We start from the raw sequence: 21,645 nt of genomic DNA, 5'->3' as shown, positions 1-21,645 counted from the left end.
GTGGAGGCCGAGTGCGGTGGTCGTCTAGCGCCACGAGGCCATCATCTCCTTCAGGGACCGGCGAGCCCGGTACAGCCTTCCGCGGACCGTCTGCTCGCTGGTTCCGGTCACTTGGGCGATCTGTTCGTAGGACAGTCCGTGCAGTTCCCGCAGGATCCAGCAGACCCTCTGACGAGGTTCGAGGTCGCCGAGTGCTTCCGCCAGCGCGTCGGCAAGAGCGTCCTCCTCCGCTGCCTGGGCGGGCGAACAGTCCGCGCGGGCGGTGGGTTCGGCCACTGCGTTCAACGGTACCGGCGCAGGTCGACGGCGCAGGGAATTCAGACAGCGGTTGACGGTGATGCGGTATATCCAGGTGCTGAATGCACAGGCATGGCGGAATTCGGGGAGGCGCCTCCAAGCGCTGATGAACGCGTCCTGGACCGCGTCCTCGGCGTCCTGAGGATTGCCCAGCGTATGGATGGCCAGTGCGAGCAGGGGGCGGCTGTGGCGCCGCATCAGGATGCTGAAGGCTTCCTCGTCGCCCTCGCCAGCGCGTGTCGCCAGCAGATCGTCCGGCGCGGTGAGCAGTCCGTCGGTCAGTCCGGGGACAGGAGCGTGGGGAGTGGGGGCGCCGCGGGCGGCTTGGCGCGGGGAAGGGCTGGTGCTGTGTGGCACGCCGACACCTCCTCCCTGCTCTGTTACGGGTGCCCGGCTTGGGAGACGTGATGTGGCTTAAAAGGCATATGTGACGATTTGCAACCCACGGGTGTCCAACCTTGTGACGGACACCGCGCCAGGTGCCCGCGTCGACCGAGCGAGGTGACTGTCATGTCAGACAGCCCCGACCGTCCCTCTTCCGGACAGGACGGCACTACAGAACCCGCGACCATGCTGAAAGGGCCGACCGGAGCCGGCACCTCACCCGAAACTCGGGGCCAGACCACCATCGCCGACGGCGTCGTGGCCAAGATCGCGGGAATGGCCGCCCGTGAGGTGCCCGGTATCCACAGCCTCGGAGCGGGAATGACCCGCGCCCTCGGAGCCGTCCGTGAGCGCGTCCCCGGTGGAGGGACCGGTGGTGTCAGCCGTGGAGTGAAGGTCGAGGTGGGCGAACGCCAGGCCGCTGTGGACATCGATGTCGTCGTCGACTACGGCTTCCCCATCGTCGAGGTCGCAGCCGAGGTACGCGTCAACGTCATCGGCGCAGTGGAACGCATGACGGGCCTTGAGGTGGTCGAGGTGAACCTCGTCGTCGACGACGTGAACCTGCCCGACGAAGACGACGCAGAGCCGAGCGAAGGCCGTGTCCAATGACCTCCGGCAGCGGGGCGGTCCCGCCAAAGGCGGCCGAACCCCCTCAAAGGGCAGGTGAGCGAGCGATGAACACAGCAACTGTGGGGCTGGCAGCCGGAATGGCACTGGGTTTCGCAGGATATTTCGGCGGCTTCTGGGCCTTCCTTCTCGTGGCGGTCCTGGGCGCCGCGGGCCTGGTCCTCGGTCTCGTCCTTCAGGGCGACGCCGATGTATTCACCCGGCGGCAACGGTGAGCACCGCCTCCCATACCGACGAACCTCGCGAACAGCCAGGCGCCGGGGATACGGGCATGCCATACCGCCCCACCCCGCCCGCGGCACGGGGCGCGACGGTGATACCTGACCGCGTAGTAGCCCGTATCGCCGCAAGAGCGGCCGGCACAGCCCTCTACCAGATCATCGGGCCGCGACACCCGCTCCCAGAGCTCGACGCACCCAGCGCCCGCGCGACTACGCACGACGGGACGGCGCGGCTGACGCTGTCCGTGGACCTCCCCTATCCCACAGACATCACCGGCACCTGCCGGCAACTGCAACGCGAGATCAGCGAACAGGTGGCCCACCTGACGGGGCTGGACATCAGCGAGGTGATGCTGACGGTACGGCGCCTGGTGGTCACGGACCGGCCAGCCCGCGTCCGCTGATTCGAACAGCCCGTAACACCTGCTCGTACTCGGCACCGGCCCTGCCTCCAACCCGCAAACCACCACCCACTGACGGCGGACGGCGGACACCATGACAGCTTCACAGCGGACCGCCTCAACTGAGCAGACGACAGGAAACGGGCAGCCCGGCAACCGCGCCCCCGCAACGAGCCCTCGGCCGCACGACGGTCAGGGGGCGAGGTCCCCCCGCCTGTGGTCCGGCCGCCGCATCCCGGCCGCCTTGGTCGCATTCATTGCGTTCTGCGCCATCGGAGCGCTGCTCTACGACGTGATCGCCGTACGCGCCGGACAGCCGGCCGGAACATGGCGCACCCGCATCACCGAGGAGATGACCACCCGCCCGGTGGACGACCCCTGGCTGCTGGCCACGGGTGCCGTCGCGGTCGTCCTCGGCCTGTGGCTGCTCATCCTCGCCCTGACGCCCGGTCTGCGCCGGCTCCTGCCCTTGCGAACACCTGAGGATTCCCCGGAGACAGGGGCCTGGCTGGACCGCAAGGGCGCCGCCATCGTGCTGCGCGATGCCGCGATGCGGGTCCCCGGCGTCAGCCGTGCCCGGATTCAGGTCCGGCGCCGCCGCGTCGTCGCCCGTGTCGAGGTCGGATTCCGCGACATCGCGACCGTCCGCGACGACCTCTCTCAGGCCCTGCAGCGGCAGTGTCGTCAGCTCGCGCTGGTACACACCCCACGACTGGCGATCCGGCTGCACCACCACACCCGCTGACACCGCCCTGCCCTGACCTGCCCCTGGAGCGCACCATGAACGGTCGATCCACACTCAACCGTCTCCTCCTGGCGCTGTGCGGCCTGGTGTTGCTGGGAGGCGGCCTGCTGATCCTCACTGCCGGGTTCGACGTCTACCACCGCCTTCGTGTCGTGCCGCCTGCCGGGTGGCCCGTGGCCATGCCCCGCGACGTCCTGCTCAGCAATGCCGACCGCATACGCTGGAGCGACCAGGGCTGGTGGTGGTGGGCTGCCGTCATCGCCATTCTGGTTCTGGCAGCGGCTCTGGCCCTCACCTGGCTACTCACCCAGCTGCGTCGTCGGCCTGGCGCGGTGCAGCTGGGTGGGACGCCTCCGGCCGAAAGCGTCGAGCTACGGGGGCTCGCCCTCGGTGACGTCGTAGCCTCGGAAGCCCGTACGCTGCCCGACGTCGAGCGGGCCAGCGCCCACCTCACCGGGCGCGCGGCGGGGCCCCAGCTCCACGTGGCTCTCACACTGTCGGATCATGGTCTTCCCGCCTCCGTGCTCCAGTCCCTGTGCCGTGGTCCCGTGGCCCACGCCCGCGAGTCGACAGGGTTGACCCACCTGCCTGCCCGCGCACACCTGCACGTGACCAGGCACAAGGCTCGCCGCGCCGAATAGAGCGGCGGCTCCCGTGGGGCGAAGGCGCCCACCAACAGGCAGCCCGCAACGGGCCCCGAACCTACAGTCCCGAGAACGGACCAGCCGCGGAAAGGATCGCGTGTGCAGACCTTTCTCCCGTATCCCGACTTCATGCAGTCCGCCGCGGTGCTGGACCAGGCGCGTCTGGGCAAACAGCGAGTCGAGGCCCTCCAGGTGCTGCGCGGCCTGACCGTCCCCGACCACGGATGGCGCCACCATCCCGCGGTACGCATGTGGACCGGCTACGAGGAGGCCCTGGTCCGCTACGGCCTGGACGTGTGCGCCATGTGGACGGCGGAAGCGCGCACCGACACGTGCGCCTCCACGCTCACCACCGACTTCGCCCGGTACCGTCCCGGCGCCACCGTACGCGTCCAGGAGCAACTCGCCGACGACGACGAGCTGCCACCCTGGCTGGGAGACCCCGCCTTCCACCGCAGCCACCAGTCGGCACTGGTGCGCAAGGCACCGGAGATCTACACCCCGTTCTTCCCGGACGTCCCCGACGATCTGCCGTACGTCTGGCCGACGTCCGACCGGGCCACCTCGTAAGGACCTGGCCCAACGCGGAGGCGCGGGACGCCACATCATGGGTGGCTTGCCCGAAGCCCTCTGCCCTCTGCCCTCTGCCCCATGACCCAGGTCGGACCCCCCTCCTCCTCATCCCCACCCGGCCGACCGTGCCGCAACCGAAGACAAAGTTATACAAGTCGCATAAAGGCGTAACCTGAGGTAAGTCATGCCGAAATGACAGAATCCTTTCCGAGCAAGACAGGGCGTGAGTACCGTGGCTGCCAATCAGAAGGCCCAGGCCAAGGGCGAGCGAGCCAAGGGCAAGGTCAAGAAGGTCGTCGGAGACGCGGTAGGTAATGAGTCCCTGGCAGCCAAGGGGCGCACCCAAGAGTCCAAGGGCGACCTGCGCGCGGCCAAGGAGAAGGTCAAGGACGCGATCCGACCCAAGTAGGCCTGCGCACCGCTGCGACCCCGGCAGGTACGTCACCAACTGCCGGGGTCCAAACTGCCTGATACGGGCAGTGCGTCGACGCATGGCATCTATGCGCAACCGAACAAGCCCCCCCCGCATGCCTGCCTCGGGGTCAGTCCTTCCCGACCGCGACAGCGGACGACCTCTCACAACCCCCGTGGGCTGCGTGGGCGCCTTGCGTTCGTCATGTGTGAACGCCGCGGGGCGGGGGGACTTCGTTCGACCAGGGCAGGCCCGTTTCGTGAGGCGTTCCTGCCGGAGTTCGCGCAGGCGTCATCGAAGTCGACGTCATGACGGGCAAGATGCTCCGGCCGCAGAGCACGTAATGCGACCTGTTCTAAGAGAGAGCTCAGGCGGCCCTGCCGGCGGGCAGACAACGTCGTGCGGGTCGAGGGCCGGATGATGGCCCTCGACCCACGACGCCGTTCTCTCACGCAGTCATAAGCGCGGCCCGACCGGAGTGCCGCCGACCACACGATCCCTCGGTGACTGCAGGTGCTGAGCACCGACTCCGGCCGCCGGATTTCCTGGTCTCAGAGGACGTTAAGTCCCGTTTCTGATGATGTGGTGTCGCCCGTTCGTGGGTGATGGGACAGTTCCGCCCTCGGGTCATGTCGTGTGCATGATGAGGTCGTGGGCATGGAACGGATGCCGTACGCAACCGACTTGTCCGACGAGCAGTGGGCGTTGATCGAGCCGCTGGTCACCGCGTGGAAGCAGGAGCGGGTGGCGCGGTCGGCGACCGGGGACCCGGGCTCCTGCGACCTGCGCGAGGTAGTGAACGCGCTGCTCTACCAGAACCGGACGGGCTGTCAGTGGCGGCTCCTGCCACACGACCTCCCGGCCTGGTCGGCGGTGTTCTACTACTTCACTCTGTGGCGCCAGGATGGTCTTGACCAGCGGATTCAGGAGATCCTGCGCTGCCAGGTGCGGGAGCGGTCCAGACGATTAGAGGACCCGTCCCTGGTGATCATCGACACCCAGTCCGTCCGCGTGGCGGCCGGGGTGCCGAAGGAGACGACGGGACTGGACGCGAACAAGAAGACGCCTGGCAGGAAGCGGGGACTCGCAGTCGACGTGCTGGGCCTGATCATCGGTGTGGTGGTCCTGGCCGCGAGCGCCCACGACAACGAGGCCGGCATCGCCCTGCTGGACCAGGCGGCCGAACGATGTGGGATGCGCCTGGAAAAGGTCCTGGTCGACCAGGGTTTCAAGGACGCTGTGATCATCCACGGGGCGGTAAAGGACATCACCGTCGAGGTGGTTCGGCGCAACCCCGACGACGAAGGCAAGGGCTTCGTCCCGCAACCGAAGCGGTGGGTGGTCGAGCAGGCCAACGGCACCCTCATGCTGCACCGGCGCCTCGCCCGCGACTACGATCACCGGCCCGACAACGCGGCTTCCCGCGTCTACTGGGCCTCCACCGCCGGCATGCTCCGCCGCCTCACCACCCCTGCCCCCGCCTGGCGGGACGACGTGGAGCTGGCCGCGTGAACGTCAGCGAACTCCTGCGGCTGCTGCAGGCCGAGCACGATGAGACCGCCGCACGAGCCGACCACCTGCGCGAGCAGATCGTGCGGCTCACCACCGGCCTCGCCGAGACCGAAGCCCGCCTGGCCGAGCTCACCGCGACTCGCAAGGTCATCGACGGCCTCACCCCGCCCGATCACGCAACGGCCTTCGTGGAGACCGCCACCGTCTACCAGCGCATCGTGACCACGTTCAACGAGCACCCTGGGAAGGTGTTCCGTGTCCGCGACCTGCACGAGCACCTCGGCCTGCCCACCGACGAGCCCTCGATCAACGTCACCCGCTCCCGCCTGGGACGACTCGTCCGTCAAGGACTCCTCGAACAACCCGGACGCGGCCGCTACCAGAAACGGACTTAACGCCCTCTCAGTGACCGAAGAGGTGGATTCGCCTGCTGCGGTGGCGTGGCTCGGGCGTCGCCGCAGGTGCCGACGCCCACGGTGTGGGCTCGGCCGCTCCCGCCTGACCCGTGGCTGCGTCAGTGGGCCCCTGTGGCCGTGTGGCTGTCCCGCGTGCCGACAGTTGGGCCGCCATGGCGTCGCGCTCGTTGCGGATCCGCATCGTGCGGCGGCGCCGGTGCATGGCGCCCCCGGCGGTCATCCACAGGCCGAGCGAGAAGATCAGGGCGAGGGCGAGCCCCGCGCAGAAGATCATCAAGACGCTCATGGTGGCGATGTCATTTCCCAGCACTGACACCGTGTAGTCGGGACCGCCGCCCAGGTTGTCGGAGATCGCCAGTCCTGTGAAGGCGGCCGTAGCGGCGAGCAGAAGAAGTCCGAGGAAAAGCATGCAGATCACCTCCAGGTCTCTGCTCAGCGGTTACCCCCGGTAGGCCCGCTCTAACATCCGGCGGTGTGAAGGGCTCGGCCGGGGCGACTGGCTCACGATCCTCCAGCTGTCCACCCGTACACCGGACTTCAACCAGGTCGCAGCCATCTCGAACGCGGCCAGACGTGCGTAGTCCGCCGCTGGGTCGGCGCCGAGACCCTTGCTGCGTGTGGCTCATGCGGCCGCTTCTCCTGGCGCCGCGCACGGTCCCAGAAATCGCACGGAGACCTGCGGGCGAAATTGCCGAGCTGGAGTCGGTTTGCGCCTACTGGTGCGGGTTAGGGGGAAATTCAAGGCCCCTTGTCGGACGCAGCCTGCGCACGGCACCGTCGCCCAGGGACCTTGCCGGAACGAAATCGTCACGCTCAAGGGAGAGAACGTCAGCAGAACCGACCGAATCGCCGAAAGACGAAAGAGGTGCCTCGTGCCTGACGACCACATTCGACAGACGAAGGAACCCGTTCCCCGCTCACGCTCCGGCGTGATCGGTGACAGATCCCCGAGAGCCGGAACCGAGCCGAGCAACGCCCAGAGCCCCCTTCGTCTGAGGTTGCTGCTGTCCGGGATCTTCCTGCCTCTCTTCGTCGCGGCGGCCGTAGTGTTCGGCGTGTGGGCGGCCGCCTCCGACGCTGGGGACACACCCGGCCGCGGCGCCCTGGTCACCATCGCGGCGGTGGCAGCCGCACTCGCGCTGACAGCCGCCTTGGACGTGACGATCGTGGCGCGTCGTCTGCGACGCGAACGAGTCCGCCGCGCTTGAACGACGCCGCCCCGGCACCGGCACACAGGCGTTCGGGTTCGGCGTCATCCGCAGGCGTTGAGCGGCATAGCGTCCGGGTACCCAAGGTCCACGCACTCGTCGTCGTGAGCGTCTGGAGGAAACCCTTGTCGGTGAGCCGAGTCCCGGTGACTGGAGGGCCGGCATGACCGGCACGGAGACGGTGAGGGCGGGCCGCCGCACCCTCGACATCCATCGGCCGGACAAGGCGATGTTTCCCGCCGACGGAGGGGACCGGGAGTACACGAAGGGCGATCTCGTCGACTACTACGTGGCCGTCGCCCCGTTCATGCTGCCGCACCTGCGAGGGCGCCCGCTGATGCTGGAACGGCACCCGGACGGCATGAACGGTCCCCAGTTCATGCAGAAGAACGTTCCGGATCACTATCCGGACTGGATCAAACGCGTCGAGGTGGCCAAGGAGGGCGGTACGGTCACGCACGTGGTCTGCGACGACACCGCCACGCTCGCCTACCTCGCGGACCAGGCCTGCATCACCCCACACCGCTGGTCGTCCCGTGTCGGTCGGCTCGACCGGCCCGACCGCTTGGTATTCGACCTCGATCCGATGACCGGGGACGACTCCGGTACCGTTCGCGAGGCGGCTCATCACCTGGGCGCGTTGCTGTCCGAACTGCGGCTGCCTTCGGCCTGATGACGACCGGATCGCGGGGTCTGCACGTCGTGGTTCCCCTCGGGGGGCACCATGGCTCCGAGGTGCGCGTACACGTCTGCGTGCCGAATAAACGCGGACGATCCGGTTTCAGGCCGTGCAGGGCCCCCCATTTCGGACTGGGAGCGGCTCCCCGCTGGTGGTGCGGTCACTGAACGCGCTCATGCGCTCACCGCACGACCGCCCGTCGCGCAGAAGCTGGCCTGAGCGCTGCTTGCCGAGAACGGCAGCCCCGCCGCACGGCAGCGGATGGACGAGGTTTCGTACTCGTTGTGTGTGTCCACTGGCACCCGGGGTGCCGATGTCGCCCTTCTCGCCGCCCGGCACCAACTGCCCGACGCCCTCCCCAGGACGACTCCGTACTCACCGCAGACTGACCTACCTACCTCATACCGCCGACGGATCCGGTCACTCCCGCTCGGCGAAGACGCTGGAGTCCAGGTGTGCGAGGAGGTCGGCGGGGTCTCTGTACACCGCACGGGCACCGGCCTTGTCCAGGTCCGCGCGCGGGATCCCGCCGGACAGCACCGCCACCGGAACCACTCCGTCGCGTACGGCGGCCTCCATGTCCCACACGGTGTCGCCGACGAACACGGCTCGTTCGCTCGGAACGTCTGCGAATCCCCTGGCCTGTTGGACGGGGTCGGGGGCGGGTTTACCGTCGGTGACGTCGTCCGCGCTGGCCGCTCCGAGGATGACGTCGTCCGCGTCGATGGCCCGACGCAGCGCGGAGAGTTCCGCGCCGCTCGCCGAGGTCGCCAGGACGATCTTCCAGCCCCGCCCGGCCAGTGCGCGCAGCAGGTCGCCCGCCGCGTCCAGCGCCGGCAGCCGGTCGAAGTACGTGGCATAGAGGGCGTGGTGGGCCGCGACGACCTGCCCGTCGTCCTCGGGATCACGATCCTTCCCGAGCAGATGCTCGATCAGGTCGCCACCACCCAGACCCACGGCCCGATGGATCTCACGCATGGGGACACGGTGGCCCGCCTGCCTGAACGCCTCCCACCAGGTGACGACATGCAGGTAATTGGTGTCGACGAGGGTTCCGTCGACGTCGAAGATCGCGGCGCGTTCCGTGGTCATCGCGCGCTCACAGCCCGCGGAGAGCGGGCAGCAGCTTCTGCTCGGCCCATTCCAGGTACGGCTCCTGGTGTTCGCCGCCGATCTGGACGAGCGCGACCTCGGTGAACCCCGCTTCGGCGTAGGGGCGTACGGCCTCGACCACTGCCTGTACGTCGTCGCCGCAGGGAATGGACTGGGCCACGTCCTCGGGCCGTACGAACTGGGTGGCACCCGCGAACCCGGCGGGTCCGGGAAGCTCGGAGTTGACCGGCCAGCCGCAGCCGAACCAGCGGAACTGGTCGTGGGCGCGGGCGATCGCAGCGTCGCGGTCGGTGTCGCAGCAGATCGGCAGCTGACCGACCTTGGGTTTGCCCGCGCCACCGTGATGGTCGAACGCGGAGATCAGCTCCGGTTTCGGTTCGGTGGCGATCACCAGGTCGGCGAGGCGGCCGGCGAGTTCGCACGAGCTGTCACCGGAGACGGCGACACCGATCGGCAGGGGGGTCTCGGGCAGGTCCCACAACGTGGCGTTCTCCACGTCGAAGTGGACGCCGTGGTGGTTGACGTTCTCCCCCGCGAAGAGCGCGCGGATGATCTCCACAGCCTCCTCCAGCATCGCCAGCCGGACGTGCGCGGCGGGCCAACCGCCGCCCACCACATGCTCGTTGAGGTTCTCTCCGGAGCCGAGCCCCAGGCGGAACCGTCCCTGGGAGAGAAGCTGCATCGTGGCGGCCTTCTGCGCGACGACCGCCGGGTGGTAGCGGGTCGTCGGGCAGGTGACGTAGGTCATCAGGGGAATGCGTTCAGTGGCCTGCGCGGCGGCGCCGAGCACGCTCCACGCGTAGGGGGCATGACCCTGGGATTCCAACCAGGGGAAGTAGTGGTCGGACGTGACCGAGAAGTCGAAGCCGGCGCGCTCGGCGCCGACCACATGGCCCACCAGCTCCCGCGGACCGGCCTGCTCGGTCATCATCGTGTATCCGATCCGCACCATGCCGCTCATCTCCTCGAAGGTCACCTACGCGAATACGGTCATCCGTCCCGTCACCGCCTGCTCACGGGCCCCTGCCCGCGGAACGTCGAAGGGCCACGCGGCCGATCCACGCAAGCAGCAGGTGGCCGGACCGATCCGTCACACGAGTGCGGGTACCCCTCTCATGGCTTTTCGCACCGCCGGACTCACCCACCACGCGGAGCGTCAGCCGGGCGGCTCCAGTGCCTGTCGTAGCGCGGCGCGCGCTTCCGCCCGGTGCCGGCCTCGTCCGTATCGGGCGTCACCAGGAAGTGGCTGAGGCCGGGCGTCTGGACGTGGGCGCCGAGTACGACGGCCGAGCCCATGACGGTGAGCATCACCAGGGGGCTGTGCCATCGCCCCGCGGCGGTCTGTGTGAGCTGGACGCCGGCGACGCCGCACAGGGCCCTCGTGCTGGGCGGCGCGCAGAGCCGGGCGTGACTGCGCCGATCAGCCATGCCGCACACGCGCCGAGCGCGGTGACGACTCCACAGCGGCGGATCTGGTGAATCAACGGGCTTTCCAGCGTAGCCAGCCCCACCGGCTCCGTGCCGACGTGTCCCACCCCTGGCGGACTGTCCGCCTCCCGTGGGGTGATGGTCGACGAGGTGGGGTTCTTCGACGAGGCACCCTCGGGCCGACAGGAAGTGGTCGACAGCAGGACGGCGAGCGAGGGCAGCATCCCCTACCTCCGCGGGCCAGAGGTGGTCACGGACGTCTGTGCCGGCCGTACACGCCGTGACGAACAGTCACGGCGAAGTGCTGCCGCTGTCCCGCGTCACGGACCTACTCGGGACCCACTCATGGCGTTGCTGTTCGAGGGAGGGCGGGTTGAGGATTTCGGTGACCGCCGCGGAGACCTGCCGCCGCAGTCCGTCGGGCAGCTGAGCACCGTTCACCGCTCCGACCAGGCCCTGCGCGACGTGGTGGAGTTTGTTGTTGGTGCACTGAGAGGTCTTGACCAGCACGCTCCAGGCGTCCTCGGCGGTCAGACCGAAGGAGGCCATCAAGACCCCGCGAGCCAGATCGATGACAGGACGGGTCTCCATGGCCCGCTTGAGCTGGCAGATTTCGATGCGCAGGCTGTCCTCGGCGTCCTCACGCGACCCCTCCCCCTCCAGAGGGCCGGCGGTGGCTGTACGCATGCCCCGGGCGTTGAAGGTCGTGCCGGGGTCGGTGCCATCGGGGTGGGCGAAGAGCGCAGATGTCCGGGTGAGCGTGAGCAGGTGCTCGACCGCGATCCCCGCAGTCTGGATGCGGACCGTCTTGGCCTCTGCCAGGGCCAGGCGGTGGATGCACAGCAGGACGTTGAGGCCGGAGCAGTCACAGAAGCCGACGGCGGCCAAGTCCAGGTCCAAGCCGCGGGCGGATGAGGCCAGCGCTTCGCGAAGGGCACGTTTGAGCGCCTGCTCCGTGTCGATGTCGAGTTCACCCGCGACCACCACGATGGTCCGCTCGCCGGCGGGGTAGGCCGCGACCTTCAGGAAAGGCGAGCCGTGCGCTGCCATCGTGTCGCCCGCCAGTACCTCATGGCCGGCTTCGTCGCCGCTTCTCACCTGGGAAGTAAGCAGATGCTCTGACATGAAGTCGCTCCCGGGGTGTCCACCGGTCTTTGCCTCCTCCAGCGTCGACCTCCCCATCTCACACGTCAAGCGATACACGAAAATATTTTCGTCCTTTCGAATGCGTGAACGCCACGTATGAGGTACTAGGCTGAAAACCATGGACGGAGTACCTGAGGGATACGGCGGCTGGACCTTCCTGACCAATCACGCACGGGTGCTGGCGTCGATCGACGACGATCCGGGCACCCGGATCCGAGACATCGCCGCACGATGCCGACTCACCGAGCGCGCCGTCCAGAAGATCATTTCCGATCTTGAGCAGAGCGGCTATCTCACCCACACCCGCCAGGGCCGCTCGAATCTCTACCGCATTGAACAAGGGACCATCCTCCGGCATCCGGCCGACGCCGGCCTCACCGTGGCGGGCCTGCTGGCCGCCCTCGACCAGCACGAGAACTCCCACCAAACCCGGCCCGCACAGCCGGCACGGCCTCAGGGCAACGACGGGACGGAAGAGCCTGCTGGCGACGGCAGTACGGCGGCCACGAAATCCGTATAGTCCGCCGTCATGCCGAGATGGCGGCGGCATTCCCGGAGATCGTGGCCGGACAGGGCAGCCACGGGACGCACGCTGGGCCGGTGTTTCGTCACCGGTAGGGCTGTCTCGGCCGACCTGTGTCTCACGTGATCCGAGGTAGACCCCATGTGGCGGATGCTCTACGAGATATGCGTGCGTGCGGGGATGCCGTGCGCGGCACGAGGGGCGGCGGTCGCGCACGGCATGAGGGGCGCCCCGTTGCCGTGCAGTGCGTGGCAGGGCACCCACCAGCATCGTGACACCGGCCCCGAGACCGCGCCGCGTTGAACATGGCATCTGTATGACGGCCGGCCTCAGGAGACCTGGACGTCGTGAATGTGGATGAAGCCGGGGCGGCGGTCACGGACAGCTTCATTCAGTGTCCAGACCTCGGCCTGTGCCCCCTTCGCAACCTGGCCCTCCTCGATGGCTCCCAGCGCCTCGGCTGCGCCGCTCTCACCCGCTGAGGCAGCCCCTCACGAGCCGCAAACCGGTAAGCGATGAGGCGCCGGATCTCCCGCTCTTCCGGGCTCACTCACCGAGCCTGAGCGGGAAACCGCCGCCTCATACAGGCAACCGCGTGCAGGGCCATGTGCGCGGCCGCTTCTCCCTCGGCATCACCCTTCGTGATGCTTCGCAGTGTCTCCCGGGTCTGCAGGCTGCACAGCAGGATCGCGGTCCCCACGATCAGAAGGAACAGGCCTACGCCGACGATGAACCCGGCGCCCGAACCCCACCACGAATCCAGCAGGGAACCGGCACCGGTCCCCCGTCACTGTCGCGCACACGCCCGACAGCCCACCCACCGCGTACAGGCGCGAGCCGGGCCCCTGTGAATGAGCGCCTCAGTTGGTGAGCTTCGCCAACTGAGGCACTCACGGCTGTGTCAGTGGTGTCGCGTAGCGTTCGTATCGAATGCGGGTGCTGTGATCTGCGCGGATGGGGGGACAGCGACGTGAGTGACTGTATGGAGTGGTTGGCGGGGCGCGATCGGGACGCGGCGCTGATCATCAGGACCGATTACAGCGACGAACAGGCATGGGCTGCGGTGAAAGCGGAACTGATGAGGCCCTGGGGTGATGGGGACTTCGAGCCGTACGTTCACATAGCCGATGATCCGCAGTGGGCGGGATGCACCTCGGCTCAGATTCTCTCCGCGGTGTCTGTCGATGAGGAACTGAGCGTGGTGTTCCTCGCCGATCGCCACTCAATGGGTGACGGGCTCATCACGTTGCTGGCAGTGGCGGTGCTGGCCAGGGAAGAGTGCAGCGACGAGGATTTCGAAGCGGACGGTGGCGAGTTCCGCACCGTCCCTGCCGGCGTCCACGAGATGCACGCGAACCTGATGATCGCGAATCTCTCCTTTGGCGATTTCAAAGAAGCGGCCGTGGAGGACTCCCAGGGCACCTTCCAAGGGTTCGCCATCTGAACACTCGGCTCGCCAACTGGAGCGCTCATCCGCCAGTTGAAGCACTCAGTCACAGCCCCGGCCGGGGCCGACCCCGGGGCCCGGCTCGTAGGTCGAACTCGACGTGCTCGCCGTCGGGAACTCAACTCCCTGGCCCTTGGCGCGGCTGATGCCTTCGCGACCGTAGACCTCCCCAAGGCGATCTGCACACACCAGTGCTCGATGAACTCCGCGTCGTCGTCGCTCAGCGTGTGGACGATCACGTAATTCCCCGGCCGTGGGGTCACGTAATTCCCCACCCTGTCGGTGGCGAGGTGTGAGGGGTCATCGTCGACTGGCCAGTGGCCTCTGGCAGACTCCGCGGCATGGGAATGTTCAAGCGGGCCAATGAGGCGGAGAGTGCTGGTCAAGTCGGGGAGCGAACCGACTTGAGCATCCTGCTGCTGCAGGGCGAAAACATGATCGAACAGTTGGGTCGTGCCCACATGTCCTGGGGGCTGGGTTCAGCGGACCGCTGGGATCTGGACCAGACGACCGGCATCATCACCTGGACCTTCCCTGACAAGAGGGCGACAGCACCCGCGCAGATCCTCGGCAGTTTCAGCCCCGGCTCGGGCTCGTGGCTGTGGGCCTGGGCCAACAAGAGCATCCTCCCCGACATGAGCCGTGACGCCCGCAGCTTCCGGGACTGGGCAGAAGACAACGGGCATCCCGCTCTCGCCCAGCCGAAGATCGAGGCCGATGAGAGGGCCGCTGGGACGCTTGTGGCCTTGGCTGTTCGGGTCACCGAGGCGACCGGCTATTACCGGGGCCCGGGAGGCAACTCCGCCGTGATCATCACGTTCGGTCCGGTCACTCTGACCGCCGCCGACGGCAGCGTTTCCAACTTCAACATCAATATCGACTAGCGCCGGAGAGCTGGGCGGAGCTCGACGCCTGGGCCTCAGTGCTCAGGCGCCGAGCGGAAGACTCCTACGGTCAGCTGTCCTTCGCGGTCGCCGTTCCGTTCTTGTCGGTGGGGTTCCTGGGGCGCTTGTTGGGGCGGTAGCTGGGGCCGTTCATGATGACCTGATGGCTGGTGTTGATCAGCCGGTCCAGGAGCGATTCGGCGACGACGGGGTTGCGGAACAGGGGATACCACTCGCTGGATGCCCGGTTGCTGGTGATGATCAGGGATCGTCCCTGCCGCTCGCTGACCAGCTCGTAGAGGTCGTCGGCCTGGGCGGCGGTCATCTGGCGCATGGCGAAGTCGTCGAGGATCAGGACGTCGGGGCGGATCAGCTCGCGCATGCGCTTGTCCCAGGTGCGGTCCGCGTGGCCGCCGGCGAGCTCGGCCACGATCCGGCTGGTCTTGGCGAAGCGGACGTTCGCGCCCTGGCGGACGGCGAGGTGCCCCAGGGCCTGGGCGATATGGGTCTTGCCGACACCGACCGACCCGAACAAAATTACGGACTCCCCGGCATGGAGCCAGCGCAGAGCGGCCAGGTCTCGGATCTGGGCGGCCGGGAGCTTGGAGGAGGCGGTGAAGTCGAACTCCTCCAAGGTCACCTGCTGCTCGACCTTGGCGCGGTGCAGGCGGCGTTGGAAGGCGACGGTCTCGCGGCGGGTGATCTCGTCCTGACACAGGACCTGGAGGAAGTCCAGGTGGCCGAGCTCTCCGCCGTGGGCTTGGGCCAGGCGGGCGTCGAGGGTCTCCAGCATCCCGGACAGCCGGAGCACCTTCAGCGATTCGCGCAGGGCGGTGTCCATCACGCTCATCGCACGGTCTCCTCAGCGTCGTCGTGGCCCTGGTCCTGGTGGAGTCCGCCGAGTGTCTGGGTGGGGATGTCGGTGGGGAACAGGCCCTCGGGGCCGTGGAGGAAGGCCGCAGCGCCGGCGTCGCCGGTCTCCGGCTCGGGGTCGGTCTCGGTGCCGGCGATCAGGATGCCCTTGATCGTGCGGTAGGACGGGTCGCCGACGGTCAGGGCCTTCGCGCAGGCGGCCTCCAGCCGGCTGTCGCTGTACTTCTTCCGCAGCCCGAGGATCCCCTGGGCGGCGCGGAGCCGGTAGAGCGCGTTGACCTCCAGCAGTTGGTCGACCACCTCCGGGCAGCGGTCCCCGACCTCGGACGCCTGGGTCCGGCACCAGAGCGGGGTCTTCATCTGGAACGCGATCTTCTCCGGCGGGTAGTCGCCTCGGTCAGTACGTTTTCCCTGTTCTAGGGCCGCATGAGTCTTGACCAACTGTCCCTCGTGGAAGACCTGGACCATGGTCGCGGTGGAGCGGACGTCGACGCGGCGGCCGATCAGCTTCCAGGGCACCGAGTAGAGCGTGCGGCCGACCTTGACGTGGATGTCCGGGCCGACCGTGACGGTGGACCATCGGGCCAGCACGAAGGGCTTGTCCGGCAGCGGTAGCAGGGCCGGGGCCTCGACCGCGTCGAACACCGCCAGCGGGGCGGCCCCGCCCAGCGGCCTGCACTGCCGACCGCCGGCGATCTCCCTGGCCCAGACGAGGGCCTCAGCCTGCATGTGTTCGAGCGAGGTGAACTGCCGCCCGCTCCAGAATGAGTCGCGGACGTAGGGCATCGGACGCTCGACCCGTGGCTTGTCCTTGGGATGAACCGCTCTGGCCGGATCGACCAACGCGCCGTAGTAGAGGGCGAGTTCGGCATACGCTTTGTTGATCTTCGGATCGTAGAGGTCGGGCTTGTCCACCCCGGTGGGCAGGTTGTCCGGCACCAGACGGCGCGGGACGCCCCCGAAGAAGCGGAACGCCTCGGCGTGGGACTCGGTCCAGGCGTGCTGGTCCATATGGATCACCGGGCGCACGAACATGTGCCGTGAACAGGGCAGCACCATCACGAAGGCCCAGATCCGGTGACGTTTGCCGGTGCCCGGATTGATCCACTGCCCCAGGAAGCCGTAGTCGATCTGAGCCTCCGAGCCGGGTTCGACGTCGCCCCGAAGCACCGTGACCTTCGACCTGGCCGCCTCGTCGGGCAGGTTCTCGTGCACCCACCGGCGGAACGAGGAAATCGATGCCTTCAACTTCCGCTCGTCACGCAGCCGTTGGTGGATCATGGTGACGGTGGTGGTCTCCAGCAGGGTCTTGATGTAGTCGCGGTGCTGGTCGATCTCGGGCCAGGTGATCTGGTTCAGACCCCGCCTGCCCCGGGAACCAGGTCTTGATCAGCTTGGCCCAGTCCGCCTCGCCCATCGGCGGGCCGCCTGGGGCGATCCCGGGCGCCTCGGCCGGCGCCAGGTACTTCCTGACCGTCTTGCGATCCACCCCCAGCGAGGCGCCGACCTGCGACTTCGAGCGGCCCGCATACCAGTGGACGTAGATCTCGATGATGTCGACCACGGTGAACGTTCTCCTTGCCATCCGGTTCGTCCATCGACCTCTCGGTCTCCAGGTCGAAGGACAGCGACGACTCCGAGACGCCCAGGGCCCTCGACCCGGCACGGGCATGCTCATGGGGAGACTGGAGGAATCGACAGAGATGATCAGTAGCCGCTCAAACAACTTAAACAGGGACAACAAGCCCCCGGTCCGGTGCCCCTAAGCCCTCGCCCGAGGTCACCGTCGCCATGGGGAATCGTGATCGCGAGGGTGGGGAATTACGTGACGCTGAAACCGCGCGGAGTGGGGAATTGCGTGATCGCTGACAGCGCGGTCTCGATCAGGACTCCCGCCGGCTCGCCTTCCGCCGAATGGTCACGCAGAGCCCGTTCCTTCGTCTCGACCACCACCTCGTGAGGCAGCGCGGGAGGGTTCTCGAACCTCAGACGAGAATGCACCCCGCGAAACTACGCGGACCGCATCCAACGGTTGCCTGTCATCGACCCGTCGAGCAAGAGGGAACACTGCCTGATGCGGCACGATCCCCGCGTGACGATCAGGGACAGCGGGCGGCAACGACCGTCTGCGCTCAGGTGGACCTTGCTGGTGAACCCGCCGCGCGAGCGGCCCAGACCCTCACTTCCTGCACCACCTCCACCAGGCGGGCGATGAGGCTCTGCCACGGCTTTTCGGCTTGGCGTTCTACACCCTCGCCCCCCTTTGAAGCAGGGGCTGGCGGCGGATCGGTACGGGCGCCCGCCGCGTGCTGGTGGGCGCGCACGATGGTGGAGTCGACCGAGATGTCCCAGTCGATCTCGCCCGCCTCGTCTGCTGCAGCCTGAACCTGCTGCAGCAGAAAATCCCAAGTGCCGTCCGCTGACCGCAGCCTGTGGCGTGCGTACACCGTCTTCCATGGCCCGAATCTCTCGGGCAGATCCCGCCACTGCACCGCGGTCCGCACCCGGTGCAGAATCCCGTCGATCACCTGCCTGTGATCTCTCCACCGGCCACATCGCCCATCGCTGACCGGTAGGAACGGCCGCAGGCGTTCCCACTCGGCATCCGTCAGATCTCCCCGCCCCATACTCAAAGCAACGACTCGGGCATAGGGCAGTCACATGATCGGCCGAACAAGTCCTAGGCGGCCACGAATACCTAAACACTCATGAGCCGCCGGACAGGCCTTAGCCTCGATCTTTCTTGAGGGTCCGCCGACGGAGTCGGCGGACCCTTTTGCTTTCCGGAGCTGATGCCGGGCAGGCCGGTGGCCCGGCTGTCGCGTCGGGTGGGCGCCGGGTTCCACTGCCCGGGCGGGTGATGCTGCCGCAGGGACGATGGGTTGCCAGTCAGCCGGGGTCAGGCAGGAGCGCGAGCCGTTCAAGGGCGGCGGTGATCTCGCCGGTCCAGGGCCAGTGCCGGGCGAGGCGGAGAATCCTGCGCCGACCGGTGGTGACGAGCTGGCCGGCTGCGGAGAACAGGCGGAACCGCAATCGACGCGGTTCCCAGAGCCTCGCCCGGCCGGTCAGCGCGAGCATGGGCATCCAGGCCAGCAGGTCGAGCGCGATCTGGACGATCTCCATCCAGACCCGGTTCTGGGCGGTGTCGTGCAGGGGCAGGTTGCGCAGGCCGGTGGCCCGGGCGGCCCGGATCCGGTCCTCGGCCCGTGCCCGGAGCCGGTGACGCAGCTCGAGCTCGGCGATCGGCTCAAGCCGGTGGTGTTGGTCGCGAAGCACGTGATCCGCATGCCGTCCGCGTCCGTGATCCTCAACTGGGCGCCGGGATGGGGCCGTTCCTTGCGGACGATGAGCCGCATGCCCTTGGGCCAGTCGTCCAGGAGCTTGCCGGTGAGCTCGGCGACCCAGGCCCCGTCCCGGGCCTCACCGTCGGCCTCGACGGCCGGGGTCCAGGCCGAGGCGGGGACCTTCAGCACGTGTTCGTGGATCGCTTCGGTGACCGTCATGCCGACCGAGTAGGACAGCCATCGGCCCGCTTCGCGAGCCAGGACACGAAGTCGTGGGTGCCGTAAGCCGGAGTCCGTGCGGATCAGCGTCTGCCGTCCTCGCCGGTAGTGCTTGGGCAGTTGGGCCAGGGCGAGTTGGGCGGTGGTGATGTGGTCGGCGGCGGTGTTGGAGCCCGCGTTTCCCGGTCGGAGGAGGGCGGCGACGGGTTCACCGGTTCCGCCCGGTCCGTGGTCGACGAAAGCCGTCAGCGGGTGATGGCCGTAGGTCTTCTTCCAGGTCGCGGCCGCGTCCTGCTTGTCGGAGTGGGCGATCACGAGGACGCCATCGAGGTCGACAGTGACCTGGCCGTCGGCGTCCGGGGCGTTCTCGCCGGCCAACGACCAGGCACGATGACGGACTTCGGAGCGTGCGGACCGGACGGCCTGCAGGGCTTTGTCGCCGGATGCGGCGAGGGTGTCGATCAGGCGGGAGACGGTCGGGTCCGAGGCGACCGGGCCGAAGACGGCCGGCTCACACCGCAGCATGGAGACGTCCGCGAGGCAGTCCCCGCCCAGTGCGACCGCCAGGGCGACGTCCAGGAGGATCTTGCCGGGATCGTGGACGGCCCGCGGTTTGCGCCACGGAGCCAGAGCTGCGGATATCGCCTGGTCAAGGCCCGTCTTGCGGACCGTCTCCAACAGCAGGACCGCACCGGCCTGCGAGAGCACCTGCCGACCGTCTGCCTGGACACGGACACGTGGGTACGACGAGATAGGCTCTCTCACCTGGAAAGTGCTCTTTTCCTTGCAGCCAACAGGACCCTCAGCAAGTCCCATCGTTGCAGGTCAAGGGCACTTTCCGTGTTTCTGATCAACTCTTGGACAGCCCACCTCGTGAAAGCCCGAGGTTAGCCCGCGGACGTGGCGGTATCGGCGTGCCGGGCCTCCATCGCGGCGATCACCCGCTGCCGGGCCAGCCGCCGGGCCTGCCTGAGCTTCGTGTCGGCCAGCAGGACGGGCGCGTACCAGATCCAGCCCCACACGCTGTAGGAAACGGTCCCGCTCAACACCAGCGCCTTGTTGGTGGCGAGGACCAGCACGAAGGTGGCGACGTACGCGGCCACCCGATGCCGGACCATGAGCCGCAGCGGAGCCCGCCACGGACCGGCCAGCAGTTCCAACGCGGCCGCCACCTCGGCGGCCCGCAGGTCCTCGGGATGCGCGGGCGCCTGACCGCCCTGCTCAAGCGCTTCCGCGACATCAGCGCTGTGAGACGCCAGAGCCGCACGTTCGACCCGCGCGGTGGCCGTCCTCTCCCGTAGGTCCTGCCAGTAGCCCCGCCCGGCCCAGCCGAGCGCGTCCTCCATCCGTGCCGCCTCGGGCGAACCCGCCGGAGCCAGCACGGCGATCCGCTCCTTCAGCAAGGCCGCCCGACCGCTGCGCCCGGGATACGTCCACTCGTCGGCCCGCAGGCACAACTCCAGGTAGGAGACGAGCAGTCCGAGGTCGTCGGGACACTGCGCGAGCCCGGCCTCGTAGGCCTTCTCCGCCTCGGCGTCGTGGTCGTCCTCGTCCTCCGCCGCGTGTGCGAGGCCGAGCCACCGGTAGAGCACTGGATCGGGCCCGAGTTCCTCCAGGCCGGATTCGGCCAGCTTCCGGACCTGCGTGAATCCGCCCACTGCAAAGAGCTCCTCGCAGCGGTCGACGTATTCGTCGTGCGTCATGCTTCCCACCCCAGTCGATCAACAGGGCCACTTTCAACCACACGAACCCGCTGGTCAAGGCATGTCGACGCGAGCCCAGAGCTCGCACCTGGCCGACGCCGCCGTCCACGAAGAGTTCGACGCCGGTGACGAACACCGTGGAACGGGCGATCAACCGACTGAAGCAGCACCGGACCGGGGGCCACTCGCTACGACAAGCGCCGCTACGTCTACCCCGGCACCGCCACCGCGGCAGCCCTCGCTATCTGGCTCCGGACATGATCAACCAGACAAGTCCTAGGCGTCGAGGTAGTGGTAATCCCCGTCCGGGAGGCCGATCACCAGGCCGCCGTTGTGGACCCTCCACTCGCTCATGCCGTCGACGTCGTGGCTGACCAGAAACAGCCCCCGCGGCCTCTCGTCGTACTCGTCATCCTCGTAGGAGGCCGGGATCTGGGCGATCTGACGCAACCTCTCCTCGAACCAGTCGAGGGACACCGCGCGGATGTTGCCCCCGTAGAAGGCCCACCCGCCGCTGTTGTACTGCCGAGGGGGGAAGGCCCAGCCCCCGCTGTAGGTGCGCTCCGGATCGTCTGCTTCCACGATCTCCTTGATCTGGGCCAGCTGTCCGTCGTCACACTCCAGCCAGCCCCTGACCGAGACCATGATTCCCACGGCGGTTCCTCCCCATTCGTGTGGCGCGCCGCCCTGGCGCACGGTTCCTGTGCGCTTGCACGCTAGGAGTGACCTGCTCGGTCGCGCAAAGGAATTGCCAGCCGGATCAGCCGTCTCGAGCGAGAGCGCACCTTCCCCATCCGGTCGGCCCCGGGCCATGGCCTCGTCGTACATCGCCCGCCAGCGGGCCGCGTCCATGCTGTGGCCCGCGGCCATCGCTCGAGTTTCAGGAGTCCACACCCTGCTGAT

Annotated in this window: 22 protein-coding genes and 6 pseudogenes; 16 read left to right on the top strand and 12 right to left on the bottom strand. The window is 68.0% G+C overall.

All coding sequences use genetic code 11. The annotated features are described in order from the left end of the window. Nucleotides 1-24: 24 nt before the first annotated feature. The gene (locus HEP85_RS40585) at nt 25-579 is read right to left on the bottom strand and encodes an RNA polymerase sigma factor (RefSeq protein ID WP_248002568.1); all 555 of its coding nucleotides are present in this window, start codon (nt 577-579) and stop codon (nt 25-27) included. A 228-nt stretch (nt 580-807) separates the two neighbouring features. Between HEP85_RS40585 and HEP85_RS40580 the strand changes: the two genes are divergently transcribed. The 9 genes from HEP85_RS40580 (at nt 808) to HEP85_RS40540 (ending at nt 6,214) form a co-directional block, all read left to right on the top strand. Continuing rightward, on the top strand, nt 808-1,293 hold the full coding sequence (locus HEP85_RS40580; RefSeq protein ID WP_168532269.1) for an Asp23/Gls24 family envelope stress response protein: 486 nt from the start codon (nt 808-810) through the stop codon (nt 1,291-1,293). Nucleotides 1,294-1,358: 65 nt separating this feature from the next. Further along, complete coding sequence (locus tag HEP85_RS40575) at nt 1,359-1,526, top strand: hypothetical protein (RefSeq protein WP_168532268.1); 168 nt, start codon at nt 1,359-1,361, stop codon at nt 1,524-1,526. A gap of 56 nt (nt 1,527-1,582) precedes the next feature. Next, on the top strand, nt 1,583-1,936 hold the full coding sequence (locus HEP85_RS40570; protein WP_248002344.1) for an Asp23/Gls24 family envelope stress response protein: 354 nt from the start codon (nt 1,583-1,585) through the stop codon (nt 1,934-1,936). A 241-nt stretch (nt 1,937-2,177) separates the two neighbouring features. Next, nucleotides 2,178-2,678 carry a DUF6286 domain-containing protein gene (locus tag HEP85_RS40565; RefSeq protein WP_248002343.1) on the top strand — a complete coding sequence of 167 codons (501 nt, stop codon included), beginning with the start codon at nt 2,178-2,180 and terminating at the stop codon, nt 2,676-2,678. A gap of 35 nt (nt 2,679-2,713) precedes the next feature. After that, nucleotides 2,714-3,319: an alkaline shock response membrane anchor protein AmaP gene (locus HEP85_RS40560; protein WP_168532267.1), complete on the top strand. Its 606-nt coding sequence runs from the start codon at nt 2,714-2,716 to the stop codon at nt 3,317-3,319. Nucleotides 3,320-3,421: 102 nt separating this feature from the next. Continuing rightward, nucleotides 3,422-3,892 (top strand): MSMEG_6728 family protein, encoded by a 471-nt coding sequence (locus HEP85_RS40555; RefSeq protein WP_168532266.1) that lies wholly within the window; start codon nt 3,422-3,424, stop codon nt 3,890-3,892. Nucleotides 3,893-4,127: 235 nt separating this feature from the next. Further along, nucleotides 4,128-4,304, top strand: coding sequence for a CsbD family protein (locus HEP85_RS40550; protein ID WP_168532265.1), 177 nt, complete (start codon nt 4,128-4,130; stop codon nt 4,302-4,304). A 660-nt stretch (nt 4,305-4,964) separates the two neighbouring features. Further along, nucleotides 4,965-5,819, top strand: coding sequence for an IS5 family transposase (locus HEP85_RS40545; RefSeq protein ID WP_168533134.1), 855 nt, complete (start codon nt 4,965-4,967; stop codon nt 5,817-5,819). Continuing rightward, nucleotides 5,816-6,214: a type IV toxin-antitoxin system AbiEi family antitoxin domain-containing protein gene (locus HEP85_RS40540; RefSeq protein WP_211117739.1), complete on the top strand. Its 399-nt coding sequence runs from the start codon at nt 5,816-5,818 to the stop codon at nt 6,212-6,214. The genes HEP85_RS40545 and HEP85_RS40540 overlap by 4 nt, the downstream gene beginning before the upstream one ends. Nucleotides 6,215-6,221: 7 nt before the next feature. Here the strand turns inward: HEP85_RS40540 and HEP85_RS40535 are convergent, their stop codons facing one another. Next, nucleotides 6,222-6,644 (bottom strand): hypothetical protein, encoded by a 423-nt coding sequence (locus HEP85_RS40535; RefSeq protein WP_168532264.1) that lies wholly within the window; start codon nt 6,642-6,644, stop codon nt 6,222-6,224. 463 nt (nt 6,645-7,107) lie between these two features. Between HEP85_RS40535 and HEP85_RS40530 the strand changes: the two genes are divergently transcribed. From HEP85_RS40530 to HEP85_RS40520, 3 genes and pseudogenes are all read left to right on the top strand, one after another. Next, nucleotides 7,108-7,443: a DUF6343 family protein gene (locus HEP85_RS40530; RefSeq protein ID WP_248002342.1), complete on the top strand. Its 336-nt coding sequence runs from the start codon at nt 7,108-7,110 to the stop codon at nt 7,441-7,443. 163 nt (nt 7,444-7,606) lie between these two features. Next, nucleotides 7,607-8,166 (top strand): annotated as a pseudogene (locus tag HEP85_RS40525) (ATP-dependent DNA ligase); the annotation flags it as partial. A 178-nt stretch (nt 8,167-8,344) separates the two neighbouring features. Beyond that, a pseudogene (locus tag HEP85_RS40520) lies at nt 8,345-8,511 on the top strand (DUF5133 domain-containing protein). 31 nt (nt 8,512-8,542) lie between these two features. Here HEP85_RS40520 and HEP85_RS40515 read toward each other — a convergent pair. The 4 genes from HEP85_RS40515 to HEP85_RS40500 all read right to left on the bottom strand — a co-directional run bounded on the left by HEP85_RS40515 (nt 8,543) and on the right by HEP85_RS40500 (nt 11,788). Next, nucleotides 8,543-9,214: an HAD family hydrolase gene (locus tag HEP85_RS40515; protein ID WP_168532263.1), complete on the bottom strand. Its 672-nt coding sequence runs from the start codon at nt 9,212-9,214 to the stop codon at nt 8,543-8,545. A gap of 7 nt (nt 9,215-9,221) precedes the next feature. Beyond that, nucleotides 9,222-10,187 carry an LLM class F420-dependent oxidoreductase gene (locus HEP85_RS40510; protein ID WP_168534586.1) on the bottom strand — a complete coding sequence of 322 codons (966 nt, stop codon included), beginning with the start codon at nt 10,185-10,187 and terminating at the stop codon, nt 9,222-9,224. A gap of 185 nt (nt 10,188-10,372) precedes the next feature. Further along, nucleotides 10,373-10,663: a hypothetical protein gene (locus HEP85_RS40505; protein ID WP_168532262.1), complete on the bottom strand. Its 291-nt coding sequence runs from the start codon at nt 10,661-10,663 to the stop codon at nt 10,373-10,375. Between the two features lie 291 nt (nt 10,664-10,954). Next, a complete protein-coding gene (locus HEP85_RS40500; RefSeq protein WP_248002341.1) occupies nt 10,955-11,788 on the bottom strand; it encodes an ANTAR domain-containing protein in 834 nt (277 codons plus the stop codon). Nucleotides 11,789-11,927: 139 nt separating this feature from the next. On the opposite strand from HEP85_RS40500, the gene HEP85_RS40495 reads away from it, so the two are divergent. The 3 genes from HEP85_RS40495 to HEP85_RS40485 all read left to right on the top strand — a co-directional run bounded on the left by HEP85_RS40495 (nt 11,928) and on the right by HEP85_RS40485 (nt 14,663). Continuing rightward, nucleotides 11,928-12,329, top strand: a complete 402-nt coding sequence (locus HEP85_RS40495) for a helix-turn-helix domain-containing protein (RefSeq protein WP_168532261.1) — start codon at nt 11,928-11,930, stop codon at nt 12,327-12,329. A 985-nt stretch (nt 12,330-13,314) separates the two neighbouring features. Continuing rightward, entirely contained in the window at nt 13,315-13,776 is a 462-nt protein-coding gene (locus tag HEP85_RS40490) for a hypothetical protein (protein ID WP_168534584.1), read from the top strand. A gap of 344 nt (nt 13,777-14,120) precedes the next feature. Continuing rightward, nucleotides 14,121-14,663: a DUF6882 domain-containing protein gene (locus HEP85_RS40485; protein WP_168532260.1), complete on the top strand. Its 543-nt coding sequence runs from the start codon at nt 14,121-14,123 to the stop codon at nt 14,661-14,663. 70 nt (nt 14,664-14,733) lie between these two features. On the opposite strand, the gene istB is transcribed toward HEP85_RS40485, so the two are convergent. The 5 genes and pseudogenes from istB to HEP85_RS40460 all read right to left on the bottom strand — a co-directional run bounded on the left by istB (nt 14,734) and on the right by HEP85_RS40460 (nt 20,742). Next, complete coding sequence (gene istB, locus HEP85_RS40480) at nt 14,734-15,513, bottom strand: IS21-like element helper ATPase IstB (RefSeq protein WP_168532259.1); 780 nt, start codon at nt 15,511-15,513, stop codon at nt 14,734-14,736. After that, a pseudogene (gene istA / locus HEP85_RS40475) lies at nt 15,510-17,100 on the bottom strand (IS21 family transposase). The gene istB and the pseudogene istA overlap by 4 nt, the downstream one beginning before the upstream one ends. A gap of 521 nt (nt 17,101-17,621) precedes the next feature. After that, nucleotides 17,622-18,163, bottom strand: a pseudogene (locus HEP85_RS40470) (IS5 family transposase); the annotation flags it as partial. A 262-nt stretch (nt 18,164-18,425) separates the two neighbouring features. Then, a pseudogene (locus HEP85_RS40465) lies at nt 18,426-19,804 on the bottom strand (IS1380 family transposase). Nucleotides 19,805-19,926: 122 nt separating this feature from the next. Further along, a complete protein-coding gene (locus HEP85_RS40460; RefSeq protein ID WP_168532257.1) occupies nt 19,927-20,742 on the bottom strand; it encodes a hypothetical protein in 816 nt (271 codons plus the stop codon). A gap of 131 nt (nt 20,743-20,873) precedes the next feature. Between HEP85_RS40460 and HEP85_RS40455 the strand changes: the two are divergent. Then, nucleotides 20,874-21,003 (top strand): annotated as a pseudogene (locus HEP85_RS40455) (IS5/IS1182 family transposase); the annotation flags it as partial. Nucleotides 21,004-21,018: 15 nt separating this feature from the next. On the opposite strand, the gene HEP85_RS40450 reads toward HEP85_RS40455, so the two are convergent. Continuing rightward, nucleotides 21,019-21,387 (bottom strand): hypothetical protein, encoded by a 369-nt coding sequence (locus tag HEP85_RS40450; protein ID WP_248002567.1) that lies wholly within the window; start codon nt 21,385-21,387, stop codon nt 21,019-21,021. Between the last annotated feature and the right edge of the window lie 258 nt (nt 21,388-21,645).

The sequence above is a fragment of the Streptomyces sp. RPA4-2 genome (assembly GCF_012273515.2).
Classification (GTDB): domain Bacteria; phylum Actinomycetota; class Actinomycetes; order Streptomycetales; family Streptomycetaceae; genus Streptomyces; species Streptomyces kaempferi.
This window is presented reverse-complemented; position numbering and strand designations above follow the sequence as displayed.

Excerpts from the sequence above, each read along its gene's own strand:
- HEP85_RS40460 (WP_168532257.1), bottom strand. The coding sequence starts at position 20,742 with ATGACGCACGACGAATACGTCGACCGCTGCGAGGAGCTCTTTGCAGTG.
- HEP85_RS40505 (WP_168532262.1), bottom strand. The coding sequence starts at position 10,663 with ATGGCTGATCGGCGCAGTCACGCCCGGCTCTGCGCGCCGCCCAGCACG.
- HEP85_RS40535 (WP_168532264.1), bottom strand. The coding sequence starts at position 6,644 with ATGCTTTTCCTCGGACTTCTTCTGCTCGCCGCTACGGCCGCCTTCACA.
- HEP85_RS40510 (WP_168534586.1), bottom strand. The coding sequence starts at position 10,187 with ATGGTGCGGATCGGATACACGATGATGACCGAGCAGGCCGGTCCGCGG.
- HEP85_RS40485 (WP_168532260.1), top strand. The coding sequence starts at position 14,121 with ATGGGAATGTTCAAGCGGGCCAATGAGGCGGAGAGTGCTGGTCAAGTC.
- HEP85_RS40570 (WP_248002344.1), top strand. The coding sequence starts at position 1,583 with ATGCCATACCGCCCCACCCCGCCCGCGGCACGGGGCGCGACGGTGATA.
- istB (WP_168532259.1), bottom strand. The coding sequence starts at position 15,513 with ATGAGCGTGATGGACACCGCCCTGCGCGAATCGCTGAAGGTGCTCCGG.
- HEP85_RS40560 (WP_168532267.1), top strand. The coding sequence starts at position 2,714 with ATGAACGGTCGATCCACACTCAACCGTCTCCTCCTGGCGCTGTGCGGC.
- HEP85_RS40500 (WP_248002341.1), bottom strand. The coding sequence starts at position 11,788 with ATGTCAGAGCATCTGCTTACTTCCCAGGTGAGAAGCGGCGACGAAGCC.
- HEP85_RS40575 (WP_168532268.1), top strand. The coding sequence starts at position 1,359 with ATGAACACAGCAACTGTGGGGCTGGCAGCCGGAATGGCACTGGGTTTC.
- HEP85_RS40515 (WP_168532263.1), bottom strand. The coding sequence starts at position 9,214 with ATGACCACGGAACGCGCCGCGATCTTCGACGTCGACGGAACCCTCGTC.
- HEP85_RS40490 (WP_168534584.1), top strand. The coding sequence starts at position 13,315 with ATGGAGTGGTTGGCGGGGCGCGATCGGGACGCGGCGCTGATCATCAGG.
- HEP85_RS40495 (WP_168532261.1), top strand. The coding sequence starts at position 11,928 with ATGGACGGAGTACCTGAGGGATACGGCGGCTGGACCTTCCTGACCAAT.
- HEP85_RS40450 (WP_248002567.1), bottom strand. The coding sequence starts at position 21,387 with ATGGTCTCGGTCAGGGGCTGGCTGGAGTGTGACGACGGACAGCTGGCC.
- HEP85_RS40580 (WP_168532269.1), top strand. The coding sequence starts at position 808 with ATGTCAGACAGCCCCGACCGTCCCTCTTCCGGACAGGACGGCACTACA.
- HEP85_RS40545 (WP_168533134.1), top strand. The coding sequence starts at position 4,965 with ATGGAACGGATGCCGTACGCAACCGACTTGTCCGACGAGCAGTGGGCG.